This is a genomic window from Desulfosporosinus sp. HMP52 (genome assembly GCF_000765145.1).
Lineage (GTDB): Bacteria > Bacillota > Desulfitobacteriia > Desulfitobacteriales > Desulfitobacteriaceae > Desulfosporosinus.
The window spans coordinates 1-14,859 of the sequence record NZ_JMGA01000060.1; the positions used below are offsets into that span (position 1 = coordinate 1).

A 14,859-nucleotide genomic window follows, 5' to 3' on the forward strand; every position below is an offset into this window, starting at 1 on the left:
TAAGACCTCCAGGGCCGATGATACTTGGGGCATAGCCCCTGGGAAAGTAGGTTATTGCCAGGTAAGACATAGGGACTACTTTTAAGGTAGTTCCTTTTGTGTCCTTATTACCTAGAGGTACCCACCATTAATATCGCGGGGTGGAGCAGCGGTAGCTCGTCGGGCTCATAACCCGAAGGTCGTCGGTTCAAATCCGGCCCCCGCAACCAAGCTGTTAGGCTCTGAGCAAATGCTTAGACTTAATATATAAGGGCCATTAGCTCAGTCGGCTAGAGCACCTGACTTTTAATCAGGGTGTCCCGCGTTCGAGTCGCGGATGGCCCACCACGAAATAATTTTGCGGGTGTAACTCAGTGGTAGAGTGTCACCTTCCCAAGGTGAAAGTCGCGAGTTCGAATCTCGTCACCCGCTCCATGGTGGATATGGCGAAGTGGTTAACGCACCGGGTTGTGGTTCCGGCATTCGTGGGTTCAAGTCCCATTATCCACCCCAATCCCTAGGGGATTAGTTTAATGGTAGAACAGCGGTCTCCAAAACCGTCAGTGGGAGTTCGACTCTCTCATCCCCTGCCAATTCTTATCTGGCCCGTTGGTCAAGCGGTCTAAGACACCGCCCTTTCACGGCGGTTACACGGGTTCGAATCCCGTACGGGTCACCAATTTATGGGCGATTAGCTCAGTCGGTAGAGCGCCTGCCTTACAAGCAGGATGTCGGCAGTTCGAATCTGTCATCGCCCACCAATCCTGGCCCCGTGGTGTAGTGGTTAACATGCCTGCCTGTCACGCAGGAGATCGTCGGTTCAAGTCCGATCGGGGTCGCCAACATACTTGGAGGGGTGTTCGAGTGGTTTAAGGAGCTGGTCTAGAAAACCAGTGACTCCGCAAGGGGCCGTGGGTTCGAATCCCACCCCCTCCGCCATAAAAAGCAAAATATTAGGGTGGGATTCGAACGGGCGGATAAAGAAAAGCTGACCTTTGGGAGGGTTTCCCGCCCCGGCGTGATAGTGAGCGAAAGCGAACGGAGCGAATCCCACCCCCTCCGCCATTACTTATATTTACCTTGGTACCTCAGTCGGTAGAGCAGAGGACTGAAAACCCCAACAACAAATGGCGGCATAGCCAAGTGGTAAGGCAGAGGTCTGCAAAACCTCTATTCCTCAGTTCAAATCTGAGTGCCGCCTCCAATACATTTGCCGATGTGGCGTAACTGGCAGACGCACGGGACTTAAAATCCCGCGGACTTAACATCCGTACCGGTTCGGATCCGGTCATCGGCACCATGATATCTAACCAACTACATACAAACGGATGAAAGTACAGTTGGGGAGTTTAGATTCGAGTTTTTATTCTAATGCATAAATATCGTAGAAGGCTGCCCATTATTTAAGTAGCCGACTTTCCACACTACCGTGCGTACTGTTCGGTGGGCAGCGGTTCCTTCAGCTTACGCTGTAATTAGTAAATACTCTGAAAAGAAAAGAAAAGAAAAGAAAAGAAAAGAAAAGAAAAGAATCAAATCTTTAATAATAATATTTGTTAGGATTGGGCTATTGGATCTCCAATAGCTCTTTTTTGTCATGAAATCGCTACGCAGGCAGAGGCCTATGTCGGTAATGGAAAAATTTTTCAACACCACATCAAGAAGTCGCGTGGTAATGGTTTCTAGGATGGGTAGTTATTGATGGAGCTTCGCCACGAAAATCTACTCCTTGTCAAAAAACTTAAAAAAGCTTTTTCCAACATTAAACCATTCCGTTTCGTTAGTGAGATTAAATTCTCTGTCACGTTTAATATATCGGCTAAAAGGGTCTAATTCACTTTTCCTATTTATGAAACGTTCATCAAAGGCAAAGGGATAAATAATAAAGTTTGTATTGTTAACATTATTTAATCCTTCAAAGAAAAACTCTGTAGAAACGTAACCTTGTTTGCTAAGTAATTCGATGGTTGCAAAAATACTGTTATGTTGAGTACTATTTTCTAATGCCTTTAAATTACAAATAGAATAATAACAATAGTCATCATCCAGCAGTTTAAAATCCTCGTCGCTAAGCTTTTTAAAATCCTTTATCCTGTTTTCCAGGTTAAAGCTAAAGTCCTTTCCGATTGGCATTTTCGAAGAAAAAGCATTTTCTTGGATCGAAATATTAACCCTCAGATTATTAAACGGAACAGGAAAACCAATAAAAATTTCCGAATTGATAACTCGTAGTTGCGATGACACAGAGGCTATGGTAATTGTATTGGCCCCTAAAATGTCTGCATCCAATAGTTCATTAACCGTTGGTAGTCGTCCTACTTTACTGGTGCTCGTAAGAAGCCCTAAAATCTTGGTTATGAAGTAATAGACGAATAAATCAGCGAGAATGATACAAAGTATTAAGAAGCCCTGTTCAATCGCTGAAGATGATTGCTTAAAAAGATAATATACAATCGTTGTCCATATAAGCCCACAAAAAACTATAGCAATTTTAGCAAAGTTGATAATTCTATGTAAAAATGAATTCTTTTCACCAATTATTTGTTCGTACAGAATAAACTTTCTAAAGACCTCTCGACCAATAGTTCCTTTCTCTAAGAAAAGGTTCTTCTTGTAAGGTAAAGTTAAGATGCTCCATAGGATTTCTCGACTACGTTGAACATTATGTTGGCTGTTCATGGATATGAAAATTGAAATAAGGCCCACTAATGATAGTAAACCAGAGGAAATCGCTAGTAAAATTCCAATTATAGCTCCAGACAAATATTACACCTCATTTATTGTCTTTTTAAAAATACACCGAATACTAGTATGCCCTTATATGCCCTTAGTTCATTAATGAGATCTCCAAGTTAGTCAGAAAGCGCTCATCAGATTAAAAATAAGCTGATGAGCGCTTTCTATTAGTTACTGACTTACTTAGTTACTGACTTACTTAGTTACTGACTTACTGACTTACTGACTTACTTACTTACTTACTTACTCTCCTTCATTGCCTTGATTAATAAGTGAATAGCTTTCTTTTCTAATCTTGAAACATAAGAACGTGATATTTTAAGTGTATCCGCAACCTCTTGTTGAGAACATTCCTGGCTGTTCATCAGACCATATCTCATTTCAATGACTTGCCGGCAAAGGATTGGTAATGTTTTCACCTTTTCCAGTAGAAATTTGTGATCCTCCTCATTTATGATCTGATCAGGAATCGGGCAAATATCTGCTTCTAGGCTGTCAATAATAATTAGTTCATTCCCGCTATCATCTTCCCCGATGGGCGTATAAAGAGAGGTTTCGGATTTTCCGCGCCCTCTACGGTAGTGCATTAGAATCTCGTTTGTAATGCAGCGTGTTGCGTAGGAACTAAGCTTGACCCCAATCGAAGGTTTGAAGTTATCAATTGCTTTAATTAGGCCAATTAGACCAATGGAAAAAAGGTCTTCATTATTTTCTTCGAATTTGTTAGCAATAAATGCTACTAGACGTAAATTGTGTTCGATCAGCATGTTTCGGGCATGTTCGGACTGAATGACTTCATTTATCTGTACCACATTGGTGTTGGAGTTAGCATGACCACGCAGTAAAATTTCAAAGTAACGCGCTTCATCCTCTTTGCTGAGCGGTTTTGGAAAGGATTTATTATTAATATATGAAACGAGAAAGGTCATCCCTTTAAGGACAGAGAGGGCAAAACCAGTAAGGTAAAATTCCATTAACATCAGTTTCACTCCTTTCACATTGTTTTATAGTATGCGAAAGAAGAGAGGTGGGTGATTTATACCAAAATAATAACTTAATGTAAAGTGATTTAGCGAGTGTAACGACCCTGATAGCCGGGGAAGCCGTCTAACTCTTTGGCCGAAAGGAGGCTGAACCCCATTTTAGTCCAGAATTCACGAGCCTCAACAACAGATCCCAGGATAATGTATTTGAAACCCAACTCACTGGCGAAATCTTTAAGCCAATTGATACAGATTGATCCAATTCCCATTCTTCTAAGATGTAAAGGCAATGATAATCGATCCACGTAAATTCCTTGCTTAGCATTACAAAAATGAAACCAGAACTGTGAATAGTCTTTTTCAGTTAGATTATCGAAACTCACGTTGTTAGTCTCGCAATTTATCGTTTCAAATTTTAAATTGTGGCTTAGAACTAAAACGTCTCTCAATATCTCAACCCAAGATAGAACATTCTGGTAAGACAAAACCATGTTTTGATTTCTCGATATTGTGATTGAAGGTTCATAAACGAAGATTCCAGTATCATTGGGGGCGGTATAACAGAAATTGTCTGAGAAAGTGTTAGAGATATAATTTAACTCATTTTTATTTTTCTCACTATCAACGAGCGACATTATAAATCAACTCCTCCCAAATTGATAATACCTGGTGTTTAAAACAGCATATGTATAGCTGGGACGATAGTTTACAGAATATTGTGATAAGTAAAACGGGTAAAGAAATTTATCGTCGTTAGTTTGTTTCAAGTTACGCCAAACTTCCAAGTGATTTATTCGAACCCATAAATGTAAATGATAATAAATATCATTTACATTTTGCGCAAAGTATTGTAGAATCAAGTTATTGGATCAGTGATTTAGATAATGTAGCAAGATAATCAAGATTTTAAAGCGTGGTAATATGACGGAAAAATGGCTCAATAGTGGAACTTCACCAGACCAAGCATTCGGTTATTTAAGATGCCCATTGGGTACCTCAAGAAAGTCGTATTGGTAATCCTTATAAGAATAAATTCAATACAGCAAAATAGTAAGGAATTGAAACTGAAACCAATTGATAACCAATATCAATATAACTGTATTATTCTAAAAGAGAGGATTGTTTTTAATGAAAGTTATTTCAACTACTAACAGAAATTTTGTGTCAATTAACTCAAACGACTTCTGGAGAGAGGGGCAGTGGTTAAGATACTGGGAGGATAGAATAAAGGAATATGATGTAGTTGTGCAACAGGATGGGCTTACCAAAAGAACTGGTGATACTGATGAGCACTAAATTCAAGGATCTCAGCAAGAGGAGGTGTGTTCATGGATTTTATGAGCCTACGGCGTAGTATTATGGACGACAAGAGCTATCTATACACTTCCATAGCTTACTGGGCAGCACCTACCATTGCCAAGCAGAAACCATCTTCACTAATAGCCTTCTCACATGATAGTCGGGATCTTTACTGTCTTTGGGAGTCCCATAAGCAAGAAATTGCGGAAAAGCTACATCTAGACTACTTGGAGATTCGTAAATGCCCTCGTAGAGTTCTAGTGATTTTTTTCGATAGGACACTGTTAATGAAAACTTTATCTATATACAAAAATAAAGAGTTTCTAAAGACTATTGGATATCCTAAAAAGTTAATCTTGGATGAATATCTATTATTACTAAAAAGACATTTTGAATTATCTTGTCCACACGAAGTGGGTATCTTCTTGGGCATACCCTTAGAAGATGTTCTTGGATTTATAAAATTCAAAGGGAAAGAATGCCTTCTGAACAGCTATTGGAAGGTCTACCATAACCTTGAAGAAGCTAAAACAATTTTTGCTGCTTATGATAAGGCCAGGGTTGAGGTGATTTCGTCACTTTCATTTTCGGAGTACTCAAGCTGCGTCAATGAAAGCCTAATTAGTACGGCTTAATAGTATTTGGTACTATATAAATCTGAAGATACATGAATTTGGGCGGTTGAAGAGGCTAATGGAAGGGGTTAAAAAATGATTATAGCTATTTCAAATACAGGTAGAGATATATCACCTCATTTCGGACATAGTGATGGTTGTACTATCTATCATATTAATAATAGTCAAATCACTGAAGTGAACTACATAGCAAATCCAGGAAAAAGGCAACAGGTAGATTTGTTCTACGTGCATGAAGGAAACCATAAGAGTGGTAACTGCTCTTGCCGCTTTTTTGCAGAGTTTATTCTTAAGCACATACAAATCGATGTTATAGTAACAGATCATATAGGGGGGAAGGCATATCAACTTTTTAATCAGTGTGGTACTAATGTGATATCCGGCATTAAGGGGAAAATTGATGACTACTTGCAAGGCTATCTGGGAAAAGCCGGATAATATCCTGAAATAAAGTACTTCACATTTGAGTAGATAATGAATAGATAATGAATAGATACAATTTTGATATTCCACCAATTGGGGCGAGGTTTATCTTATAGCTGGTGATTTTTACATCATCAGCTAAGATATTTCCTTCCTAACACTCATCAAGACAGTTAAGAAGGAAATATCTTACTGCGCAAAAAATTATTTATTATATCTAGTTTTTACCATAGTAATATGGTAATATAAATATCGTAGTGTTCATTAATTGCATAACTGTTCATAATGTAGTTTATCAATTAATGGAAGAGTTTTCCTAAAAGCACCATTAACAATGGTAGCAGTAGCAACGTAGACTTGTAGTATAGTAGAGTGAGTAGTTAAGTTGTTTTTTGATAGGTAGGATTGTAGGACGGTAGGAAATAAGGATGTGGTTTATACTCTATCCCTGTCTATTTATGGACGGGCAAGGGTGTTTTCGCAATTTTTAACTCCTATTATTAGGAGTTTTTATTTTTTTAATTATTATTAAAAAGGAGAGATTGTTTGTGAAAAAGGGGCTATGGAAATCACTTAAACAAAAGTCATTAGGAAGAGGACTTTTACTCGGGGCGATGGTGCTAAACTTACTTTTTGTTTCAGGATGCGGACAGAGTGCATCTGCTCCGACTGATACCAAAAAAGCCCAAAAGGTGGAGTTAAAATTGGCCCATTTCTTCCCTGCTACTCACCCGGCTGAGAAAGAATTAATTCAGCCTTGGGCAAAGGAGATTGAGAGTGCGACTGAGGGCAGAGTAAAAATCACCAGTTATCCAGGACAGACGCTTTCCCAGGCCGATGCCACTTATGATGGGGTTATTAATGGAATTTCAGATATGGGCCTTTCCTGTTTTTCATACACTCGAGGTAATTTTCCGGTGTTGGAGGTTTTTGAACTGCCCGGTATTAAGTATGTGAATTCTAAGGCTGCCAGTAAAGTTGCCTGGGAAGGAATCAAACAAATTAATCCTAAGGAGGTTCAGGATACCAAACTAATGATGGTATTTACAACAGGCCCTGGGGATCTATATACAAAAGAACCTGTACGTGGTCTCAAGGATTTAAAAGGGTTAGAGATCAGAGCTACAGGCCTCAGTGCCAAAAGCCTGGCGGCTCTTGGAGCGTCTCCGGTGGCAATGGCTCAATCTGAAGCCTACGAATCATTGTCAAAGGGTGTAGTTAAGGGGAACCTAGGTCCAATCGAGGTACTACAGGGCTGGAAACAGGCAGAAGTCACAAAGTATCTGACGCTGACACCATTTCTATACAATAATTTATTCTATATTACCATGAACCTCGACAAATGGAATTCTCTTAAACCGGAAGATCAGAAAGCAATTGAAGCAGTCAATGAGAAGTTCTTTAACGAAGTTGCTATGGGTTTATGGGACAAACAAAATGAAGCAGCTTTGAAGTATTCTGTTGATGAAAAAGGAATGGAAGTTATTAATCTTTCTCAAGAAGAGCAGGAACAATGGATGAGCTTGGTTAAGCCGATTCAGGAGGAGTTTATTGCCCAAATGAAACAAAAGGGGCAGAACGGTCAAGAAATTTTGGATAAAGTGAAAAGTCTTGCAGATCAATACAACAAGGAGTTTCAGTAATCCTGAGGAGGAATTAAGAGTTGAAATTTACTGACCTGGTAAAAGGAGTAAGCAGCATCTTGGATAAATTGGCAGCACTGTGCATTTTTCTTGTAATGCTGTTGATTGTAGCAAATATATTTTTAAGGACAGTTTTGAACCATCCAATTTTGGGAACCTATGAGTTGGTAGGTTTTTTAACCGCTGTGGGGGTGGCCTTGGCCTTAGCTCACTGTGCTTTCAAAGATGGACAGATTGCCGTTAGTTTGATCATGGAACGTTTCTCAAATAAATTCCAAACTATGGTGTCTTTTTTCGTGAACTTCGTTTCTTTAGGGTTGTGGGCTGCCGTTGTCTGGTCATTAGGCGAATTGGCTCAGACTATGAAAATTAAAGGGCTCGTTTCGCCCTCAGCTGAAATACCTGTTTATCCATTTATCTATTTAATTGCGATAGGCTTATTGGGGCTTTGTCTAGTGCTATTGAATAAATCAGTGGTATCCTTCCGACAAATTCTGGGGTACGACGCTGCAAAGAAGGTGGCACCATGAGCATCTTCTTAGTTGGGTTAATTGGAATCGCTGTTTTCTTTGGCCTGGTTATGGCACGTATGCCTATTGCCTATGCCATGGCGCTGGTGGGCTTTGTAGGATTTAGTTACCTTACTTCGGTGCCTGCAGCTATGGATATGTTGGCTAAAGAACTATATAATACCTTTACCTCTTATTCACTGAGTGTTATTGTCATGTTTGTCTGGATGGGGTTTCTGGCTTTTTATTCAGGAATTGGCACAAGTCTCTATGTTTTTGCCTATAAAATGATCGGACATTTGCCCGGCGGACTGGCAATTGCTACACAAGCAGCCTGTGCTGTTTTCGGAGCTATTTGCGGCTCTAATACTGCAACAGCGGCAACAATGGCTGCCATCGCTTTGCCTGAAATGGATAAATATCATTACGATAAGTCATTATCCACAGCTAGTATTGCTGCAGGGGGGGTCTTAGGAATACTGATTCCTCCAAGCGTTATATTTATTTTATATGGAACAGCCACGGAACAGTCTGTGGGTACGCTTTTTATGGCTGGGATTATTCCAGGTATCCTTCTGACGGTTTTAAACATGGGTATGATTTATATTCTCACCTTGCGTAATCCAAGTTTGGGGCCAGCTGGCTCCAAAGCAACTTGGGCAGAACGTATTCATTCTTTGCGGGGAGGTCTGGGTGAAGCCCTTGCGGTGTTTGTACTTTCCATTGGAGGCTTATTCGCTGGCTGGTTTACACCTACTGAGGCGGGTGCAGTAGGTGCGGGAGGAATCCTCATTATCAGCCTTTTGGAAAAACGTCTTAGTTGGGAAAATCTAAAAAAATCCTTATATGATACAACACGTACTAGTGCCATGATCATGCTTATGCTTGCTGGGGCGGTTATGTTTGGTCGCTTTATGGCAATCAGCAGGGTACCCTTTGAACTGGCTAACTGGGTAGGATCGCTGCCCCTGCCCTCATTCGCCATTATGGGTATGATTCTCTTGATTTACCTTATTCTAGGCTGCTTTATTGATGCCCTGGCGTTAATTTTACTCACTATCCCAATATTTTTTCCTGTAGTAGTTAATACCTTGGGGTATGATCCTATTTGGTTTGGGGTAGTTGTAGTACTGGTTGTAGGGATGGGGGTTATTACTCCTCCCGTTGGCATGAATGTCTATATTATTAAAGGGATAGCGCCAGAGATTCCATTAGAAACAATTTTTAAAGGGGTATGGCCATTTCTATTCACAATTGTTATATGTCTAATTCTATTGATGGTTTTCCCGGGAATTGTTACCTTCTTGCCTGAACTCATGAAAGGGTAAGAAAAAATCAAAATAGTGTATTTAGGGTTGACCGATTTATTAGGTCAACCTATTTTTATGCTAATCCGAAAGTATAACTTTTCGTTGCATACTGCAAGAAGGCTAATACATGTGAAGACAGTGCTGCAAGAGGGTTCGTGTGAAGGACAGTGTCTTCATCGTCTGAACCATAAGTGCAACTATGGCGACCGCCAGCCAAGTTTACTTTATCCAGAGTTACTTGGAGGTTCTAAAAAAAACCTATCAGCATACTTATTCTTAAAAATATCAGTTATAGATAGAGTTATTGGTAAAAATCCTATCTTAGGATATAAGTGAAGGTTTTTGTTCGGATGTTGTGGTAAAATAATCATATCGTCAGAGCTATTAATAATTTAGTTATGAAAATTCTTGGACAATTCTTATCAAATATTTACTTGTATTTATCAAAAGGGAGGGGTTTGAGTGTCTATCAAATTAGAACATGTATTAAAGCGCGTATATGCACTGCCCCCCTTACCCTCAGCAGCTATCCAGGTTCTAGAGCTTACAAATAATCCTGCTACTTCCGCTAAAGAGCTTGAAACTGTAATTAGTATGGATCCGGCACTTACGGCAGGGATTCTTCGTCAGGCTAATTCTGCGTATTATGGTTACCCTAGAAGAATCTCTTCTCTTCGGGAAGCTATCGTTTTACTTGGCTTTCAGGTAACTCAAGAGTTGGCTATGTCTGCAGCAATTTCCCCCATACTTAAGACAAATCTATTGGGTTATGAAATAGACCAAGAGGGACTATGGAAGCATTCCTTACTTACAGCGATGGCTGCAAGAAGGGTGTGTCAACATTGTAAACTTCCTTACGGAGAGGTTGCCTTTACAGCAGGCTTACTTCATGATATCGGGAAACTAGTTATTTCCGTCTATGTTCAGGAAGTTGGCGATTTTCTTCTGCAGAAAGCAAAAGACACACCGCTTACTTTTGTAGAACTTGAAGAAAGAGTTATAGGATTCGACCATGCAAGGGCGGGCGGCTTTTTAGCTCGATCATGGAATTTGCCTGAAGAATTAGTAGCTGCAATTTCTTTTCACCATTCCTTAAGTAACGCTCAAAATCATGAAGAACTGTCAAGTGTAATCCATGTTGCCAATGGTCTTGCTAGTTTATTAGGAGTTGCCGGAGGGGTGGATAGCCCATTGAATCCTATCCGCCAAAAGGCCCTTGACCTTCTAGACTGCCAAGCCCCGGATCTTGAACTTCTCAAGGATGACCTTAGCAAAATCCTTGTAGATCCTACCATTTTTGGTTAATGAATTAAATCTCTTAAGATAATCCTGACATAGCCATCATGAAGCTATCCTAAAACTTGTAAGTCTTGGTTTCAAATCCTCAAATTTTCGCTTCTAAGCATAAGCAAAAACGCAAAATCGGCCTCTTCCACTTCAAGTGGAAGTAGACCGATTTTTTTAATAGAAACAAGCATTTTCTTAGGGTGCCTAAGCTTTTACTCGGGCCCCCTAAGAAAATGCTTGTTTGGCAGAATTCGCTTTGACAAGAACATATGTTTTGTATATAGTTAGAGTAATGATTGTCAGGGGGTAGATTAACATTGATATTTTTGATAAGCTGACTATCTTATCGGATTCAGCGAAATATGATGTAGCTTGCACCTCTAGTGGCGTAGATAGAAAAGGAAAATCAGGCAGCTTGGGTAATGCAGCAAAAGCAGGAATATGTCATAGTTTTTCAGCCGATGGCCGCTGCATCTCCTTACTAAAAGTGCTAATGACAAATGTCTGTGTCTTTGATTGTAAATATTGTATCAATCGTGAATCCAATGATACTCCAAGAGCAGCATTTACTCCCCAAGAACTAGCGGAATTGACCATTAACTTTTACCGGCGTAACTATATCGAGGGTTTGTTTCTAAGTTCTGGTGTTATCAAAAACCCTAATTATACAGCTGAACAAATGATTAAGGCTTTGGAACTGCTTCGAAATGTCTATCACTTCAATGGTTATATTCATGTCAAGGCAATACCAGGAGCCGATAGTGAACTAATCACACGCTTAGGGCTCTTAGCAGATCGGATGAGTATAAATATTGAGCTACCATCTCAAGAAAGCTTAAGGCTCCTGGCCCCGAGTAAGTCTAAAGAGTCCATCTTGCGTCCTATGGGGCTTATTAGTACTAAGATCCAGGAAAACAGAACAGATCTTGTGAAATATCGTCATGCTTCCAGATTTGTGCCTGCTGGGCAGAGTACTCAGCTGATTGTGGGGGCTACTCCCGATACGGATCACAAGATTTTGACACTAACTGAGGGGCTCTATAAAAAATACGGTCTCAAACGAGTTTTTTTCTCTGCTTATATGCCCGTCGCCGAGAATTCACTCTTGCCGGCCATTGACACAAAACCACCATTGATAAGAGAACATCGTCTTTATCAAGCAGACTGGCTATTGCGTTTTTATGGCTTTGAAGCAAAGGAATTACTTGATGAGCAAAATCCTAATTTCAATTTACAAGTTGATCCTAAATGCAACTGGGCCTTAAATAACATGGATAAATTTCCAGTTGAGATTAATAGAGCATCTCATGAAATGCTTTTAAGAGTCCCTGGAATTGGAGTGATTAGTGCCCAACGAATAATTACAGCCAGAAGAAATGGAACCCTTGATTTTACCAGCCTTAAAAAGCTGGGGGTTGTTCTCAAACGTGCCCAGTATTTCATCACTTGCCAAGGAAAGATTATGGAGGGCCTTAAAATTACTTCAGATAGTACTATTAGAACATTAATGTCAGATCAATATAAACTCCCGTCATATCAAGAGCAGTTAAGGCTTTTCGATGAACCTTTTATTTCGAGGGAGGAAGTGCAGCAATGCTTGACGGCACAGATCTAGTGTACTCCTATGATGGCACTTTTGAGGGCCTAATGTGTTGTGTCTTTGAAAGTTATGAATGTAAAGAAAGCCCCTGCCTCATCCGTCCTCCAAGTGTCCAGCAAACTATTTTTGATACTTCAAAATGGATTGAAACAGATTCCCAAAAAGCCGACAGGGTTTACAACTCTATTCCCGTCAAAATTTCTTCTGAAGCTCAAGAGCTGGTGAAGCTGGGGTTTTTAACCTGCGAGGAAAATAAAGAACTATTAATTCTTCGTTTTTTACGGTTAGGATTTAAGGTTGGCGGCAAAGTCATGACGATGCTTACAGATGAGGTAGTTTGTTCACTGCAAAAAGCCGTTCGCCATTTGACGTCTGAAAGCCATAAGTTCAAGGGCTTTATTCGCTTTTCTGTGTTTGGGGAGGCATTAGTTGCAGTTATTGAACCCAAAAACTACGTTCTCCCTCTTTTGTCTGCGCATTTTTGTGATCGTTATAAGGTTGAAAAGTTTATGATATATGATAAAACCCACAGCGTGGCCTTAATCTATCAGTCTAATCGTGCAGAATTGATTGAGGTCGAAGGGTTAACTCTTCCCAATGTCGATTCTACGGAGGCGAAGTATCGCCTATTGTGGAAGCAGTTTTACAACACAATTGCCATTGAAGGAAGAACTAACCCCCGCTGTCGAATGACACTAATGCCTAAACGATACTGGAATCAAATGACTGAATTTGACAATATGAGTGATTTGTTTCAAATTCAAGTTCAAGTTGCAGAAACAAAGCAAGCTATCCCAAATGACATAAACAAAACAGCTGACAAAACAACAAGATACCAAATTCAAGGTAGTTAAGTTCCTTAGTTTCCCGTCGCCGGGGTTGGCGATGCTGATTCTGGGAGGATTCATAGGGATATAATAGTTGGCAAGAATCGGGTAGGAGGCTGATCATTAATTGATCAGCCGACCTCCCACAGCACCGTACGTACCGCCCGGTATACGGCGCCTCCAAAGTTTACACGCTACTTCGCAGAATAACATTCGCTGAAACTAAGGTATCCGATGCGTTTGAATCGCTCATTAGATAGAACTTTCAACAAAATTGGGCTATGGGCTACACGCCAATAGCCTTTTCTTGTGTTTGCCCACATCCATGCTTGTTCCTTGCTAATACCAGATTTCTTCAGGTTTTCAAAACGTGTTCGGATTTTCTTCCACCGCTTCCAAGTAACCATTCGTATGCGACTTCTCATCCATTCATCTAGACTATTGAGTAGGTTCTTAGCGTCTGCATGTTTGAAGTAATTTGTCCAGCCTCGTACCACTTGATTGAGCTTAGTTCTGCGCTCTTCAATCCCCATCCCATTGCTCCGTCCAGTAACTTTCCGGATTTTGTCCTTAAGTTTCTGGATGCTTTTAGGGTGGATTCTCAGACGCCCTTCTCCCCTGTAAATGTAGAAGCTATATCCTAAAAACTTGACATAGTTTACATGAGCGACCTGCGTCTTCTCCCTATTTACCTTCAGAAATAATCTCCCTTCGATATAGGGGAGGATGTGATCAAGTGTTCGTTTTGCCGCCTTTTTACTTTTGCAGAAAATCATCATATCATCCGCATAACGTACAAAGTGGTGCCTTCGCTTTATTAGCTCGTGGTCGCACTCGTTGAGCATTATGTTGCCAAGTAACGGACTCAGGGGTCCGCCCTGTGGTACACCCTTTGGACTTTCTTCAAACATCCCGTTGGTCATAACTCCTGCTTTTAGGAATTTGTGAATCAGTGCTATGACCTGACCGTCTTTTATCGTCTCCGACAAAATCTGGATCAGCTTGCTTTGGTTTACCGTATCGAAATACTTCTCCAAATACATATCGACTACATATTTATAACCTACTGTGATATAAGTTTGGCATCTTCTTAATGCATCATGTGCACTACGGTTCGGTCGGAATCCAAAGCTATTGTCTGAGAACTGTTTCTCAAAGATTGGACTTAAAATTTGAGATATCGCTTGTTGGATTAGCCTGTCTACGACGGTGGGTATTCCTAGTTTTCTGGTCTTTCCGTTCTCTTTGGGTATTTCTACCCTCCGTACGGGTTTTGGACGGTATTTACCATCCCGAAGGGTTTGCAATAGTTCATCCTTGTGTTCTTTCAGGAAGGGTAGAAGTTCATCTACCTGCATACCATCGATTCCACCTGCGCCTTTGTTTCTTTTGACCTGCCAATAGGCCTGGTTTAGATTCTCGGTGCTAAGGATTTGCTCAAGCAAATCTTCCGTCTGCTCAATTATGTTGGTGTTGTCGGTTTCAGTCATCTTGGGTGACGCGCACACTACTGCATACTCTTTCTGTTCCGCAGATACCCTTTGCAGATAGTCTTCTATTCGAAGTTGTCTGTGTTTTGAATTGTCACTTTCAGTAACTTTCATTGACCTACACCTCCTTTGGTTCGG

General features: G+C 40.4%; 13 protein-coding genes and 11 tRNA genes. 20 read left to right on the forward strand and 4 right to left on the reverse strand.

From position 1 onward, the window contains the following. Positions 1 to 134 precede the first annotated feature (134 nt). The 11 genes from DP73_RS19510 (at position 135) to DP73_RS19560 (ending at position 1,279) form a co-directional block, all read left to right on the forward strand. Positions 135 to 209 (forward strand) — tRNA-Met (locus DP73_RS19510). A 41-nt stretch (positions 210 to 250) separates the two neighbouring features. Continuing rightward, positions 251 to 327, forward strand: a tRNA-Lys gene (locus DP73_RS19515). 12 nt (positions 328 to 339) lie between these two features. Further along, a tRNA-Gly gene (locus DP73_RS19520) sits at positions 340 to 414 on the forward strand. A 2-nt stretch (positions 415 to 416) separates the two neighbouring features. Then, a tRNA-His gene (locus tag DP73_RS19525) sits at positions 417 to 492 on the forward strand. A gap of 6 nt (positions 493 to 498) precedes the next feature. Continuing rightward, positions 499 to 572, forward strand: a tRNA-Trp gene (locus DP73_RS19530). A gap of 10 nt (positions 573 to 582) precedes the next feature. Next, positions 583 to 658 (forward strand) — tRNA-Glu (locus tag DP73_RS19535). A 6-nt stretch (positions 659 to 664) separates the two neighbouring features. Continuing rightward, positions 665 to 740: transfer RNA gene (locus DP73_RS19540), tRNA-Val, on the forward strand. A 5-nt stretch (positions 741 to 745) separates the two neighbouring features. Then, a tRNA-Asp gene (locus tag DP73_RS19545) sits at positions 746 to 821 on the forward strand. Between the two features lie 8 nt (positions 822 to 829). Continuing rightward, positions 830 to 918 (forward strand) — tRNA-Ser (locus tag DP73_RS19550). Between the two features lie 190 nt (positions 919 to 1,108). After that, positions 1,109 to 1,183, forward strand: a tRNA-Cys gene (locus DP73_RS19555). A gap of 8 nt (positions 1,184 to 1,191) precedes the next feature. Further along, positions 1,192 to 1,279, forward strand: a tRNA-Leu gene (locus DP73_RS19560). Between the two features lie 422 nt (positions 1,280 to 1,701). On the opposite strand, the gene DP73_RS19565 is transcribed toward DP73_RS19560, so the two are convergent. The 3 genes from DP73_RS19565 to DP73_RS19575 form a co-directional block, all read right to left on the reverse strand. Further along, on the reverse strand, positions 1,702 to 2,742 hold the full coding sequence (locus DP73_RS19565) for a hypothetical protein (protein ID WP_052090889.1): 1,041 nt from the start codon (positions 2,740 to 2,742) through the stop codon (positions 1,702 to 1,704). A 212-nt stretch (positions 2,743 to 2,954) separates the two neighbouring features. Continuing rightward, complete coding sequence (locus tag DP73_RS19570) at positions 2,955 to 3,695, reverse strand: sigma-70 family RNA polymerase sigma factor (protein ID WP_034601902.1); 741 nt, start codon at positions 3,693 to 3,695, stop codon at positions 2,955 to 2,957. A gap of 89 nt (positions 3,696 to 3,784) precedes the next feature. Further along, a complete protein-coding gene (locus DP73_RS19575; RefSeq protein ID WP_034601904.1) occupies positions 3,785 to 4,333 on the reverse strand; it encodes a GNAT family N-acetyltransferase in 549 nt (182 codons plus the stop codon). Between the two features lie 493 nt (positions 4,334 to 4,826). Between DP73_RS19575 and DP73_RS23605 the strand changes: the two genes are divergently transcribed. The 9 genes from DP73_RS23605 (at position 4,827) to DP73_RS19615 (ending at position 13,258) form a co-directional block, all read left to right on the forward strand. After that, complete coding sequence (locus tag DP73_RS23605; RefSeq protein ID WP_165574437.1) at positions 4,827 to 4,994, forward strand: hypothetical protein; 168 nt, start codon at positions 4,827 to 4,829, stop codon at positions 4,992 to 4,994. Positions 4,995 to 5,026: 32 nt separating this feature from the next. Then, positions 5,027 to 5,632, forward strand: coding sequence for a DUF3793 family protein (locus DP73_RS19580; RefSeq protein WP_034601906.1), 606 nt, complete (start codon positions 5,027 to 5,029; stop codon positions 5,630 to 5,632). Between the two features lie 75 nt (positions 5,633 to 5,707). After that, positions 5,708 to 6,070, forward strand: coding sequence for a NifB/NifX family molybdenum-iron cluster-binding protein (locus tag DP73_RS19585; RefSeq protein ID WP_034601908.1), 363 nt, complete (start codon positions 5,708 to 5,710; stop codon positions 6,068 to 6,070). Between the two features lie 533 nt (positions 6,071 to 6,603). Further along, a complete protein-coding gene (locus tag DP73_RS19590) occupies positions 6,604 to 7,698 on the forward strand; it encodes a TRAP transporter substrate-binding protein (RefSeq protein ID WP_034601909.1) in 1,095 nt (364 codons plus the stop codon). Between the two features lie 20 nt (positions 7,699 to 7,718). After that, entirely contained in the window at positions 7,719 to 8,228 is a 510-nt protein-coding gene (locus DP73_RS19595) for a TRAP transporter small permease (RefSeq protein ID WP_034601910.1), read from the forward strand. Further along, positions 8,225 to 9,535, forward strand: a complete 1,311-nt coding sequence (locus tag DP73_RS19600) for a TRAP transporter large permease (protein ID WP_034601911.1) — start codon at positions 8,225 to 8,227, stop codon at positions 9,533 to 9,535. The genes DP73_RS19595 and DP73_RS19600 overlap by 4 nt, the downstream gene beginning before the upstream one ends. A gap of 444 nt (positions 9,536 to 9,979) precedes the next feature. Beyond that, a complete protein-coding gene (locus tag DP73_RS19605) occupies positions 9,980 to 10,822 on the forward strand; it encodes an HDOD domain-containing protein (RefSeq protein ID WP_034601912.1) in 843 nt (280 codons plus the stop codon). 298 nt (positions 10,823 to 11,120) lie between these two features. Beyond that, on the forward strand, positions 11,121 to 12,419 hold the full coding sequence (locus DP73_RS19610) for a putative DNA modification/repair radical SAM protein (RefSeq protein ID WP_034601913.1): 1,299 nt from the start codon (positions 11,121 to 11,123) through the stop codon (positions 12,417 to 12,419). After that, positions 12,398 to 13,258, forward strand: coding sequence for a TIGR03915 family putative DNA repair protein (locus tag DP73_RS19615; protein WP_034601917.1), 861 nt, complete (start codon positions 12,398 to 12,400; stop codon positions 13,256 to 13,258). Before DP73_RS19610 ends, DP73_RS19615 begins: the two co-directional genes overlap by 22 nt. 167 nt (positions 13,259 to 13,425) lie before the next feature. Here the strand turns inward: DP73_RS19615 and ltrA are convergent, their stop codons facing one another. Continuing rightward, a complete protein-coding gene (gene ltrA / locus DP73_RS19620; protein WP_034601918.1) occupies positions 13,426 to 14,835 on the reverse strand; it encodes a group II intron reverse transcriptase/maturase in 1,410 nt (469 codons plus the stop codon). Between the last annotated feature and the right edge of the window lie 24 nt (positions 14,836 to 14,859).

Excerpts from the sequence above, each read along its gene's own strand:
- DP73_RS19570 (WP_034601902.1), bottom strand. The coding sequence starts at position 3,695 with ATGTTAATGGAATTTTACCTTACTGGTTTTGCCCTCTCTGTCCTTAAA.
- DP73_RS19575 (WP_034601904.1), bottom strand. The coding sequence starts at position 4,333 with ATGTCGCTCGTTGATAGTGAGAAAAATAAAAATGAGTTAAATTATATC.
- DP73_RS23605 (WP_165574437.1), top strand. The coding sequence starts at position 4,827 with ATGAAAGTTATTTCAACTACTAACAGAAATTTTGTGTCAATTAACTCA.
- DP73_RS19580 (WP_034601906.1), top strand. The coding sequence starts at position 5,027 with ATGGATTTTATGAGCCTACGGCGTAGTATTATGGACGACAAGAGCTAT.
- DP73_RS19585 (WP_034601908.1), top strand. The coding sequence starts at position 5,708 with ATGATTATAGCTATTTCAAATACAGGTAGAGATATATCACCTCATTTC.
- DP73_RS19600 (WP_034601911.1), top strand. The coding sequence starts at position 8,225 with ATGAGCATCTTCTTAGTTGGGTTAATTGGAATCGCTGTTTTCTTTGGC.
- DP73_RS19615 (WP_034601917.1), top strand. The coding sequence starts at position 12,398 with ATGCTTGACGGCACAGATCTAGTGTACTCCTATGATGGCACTTTTGAG.
- ltrA (WP_034601918.1), bottom strand. The coding sequence starts at position 14,835 with ATGAAAGTTACTGAAAGTGACAATTCAAAACACAGACAACTTCGAATA.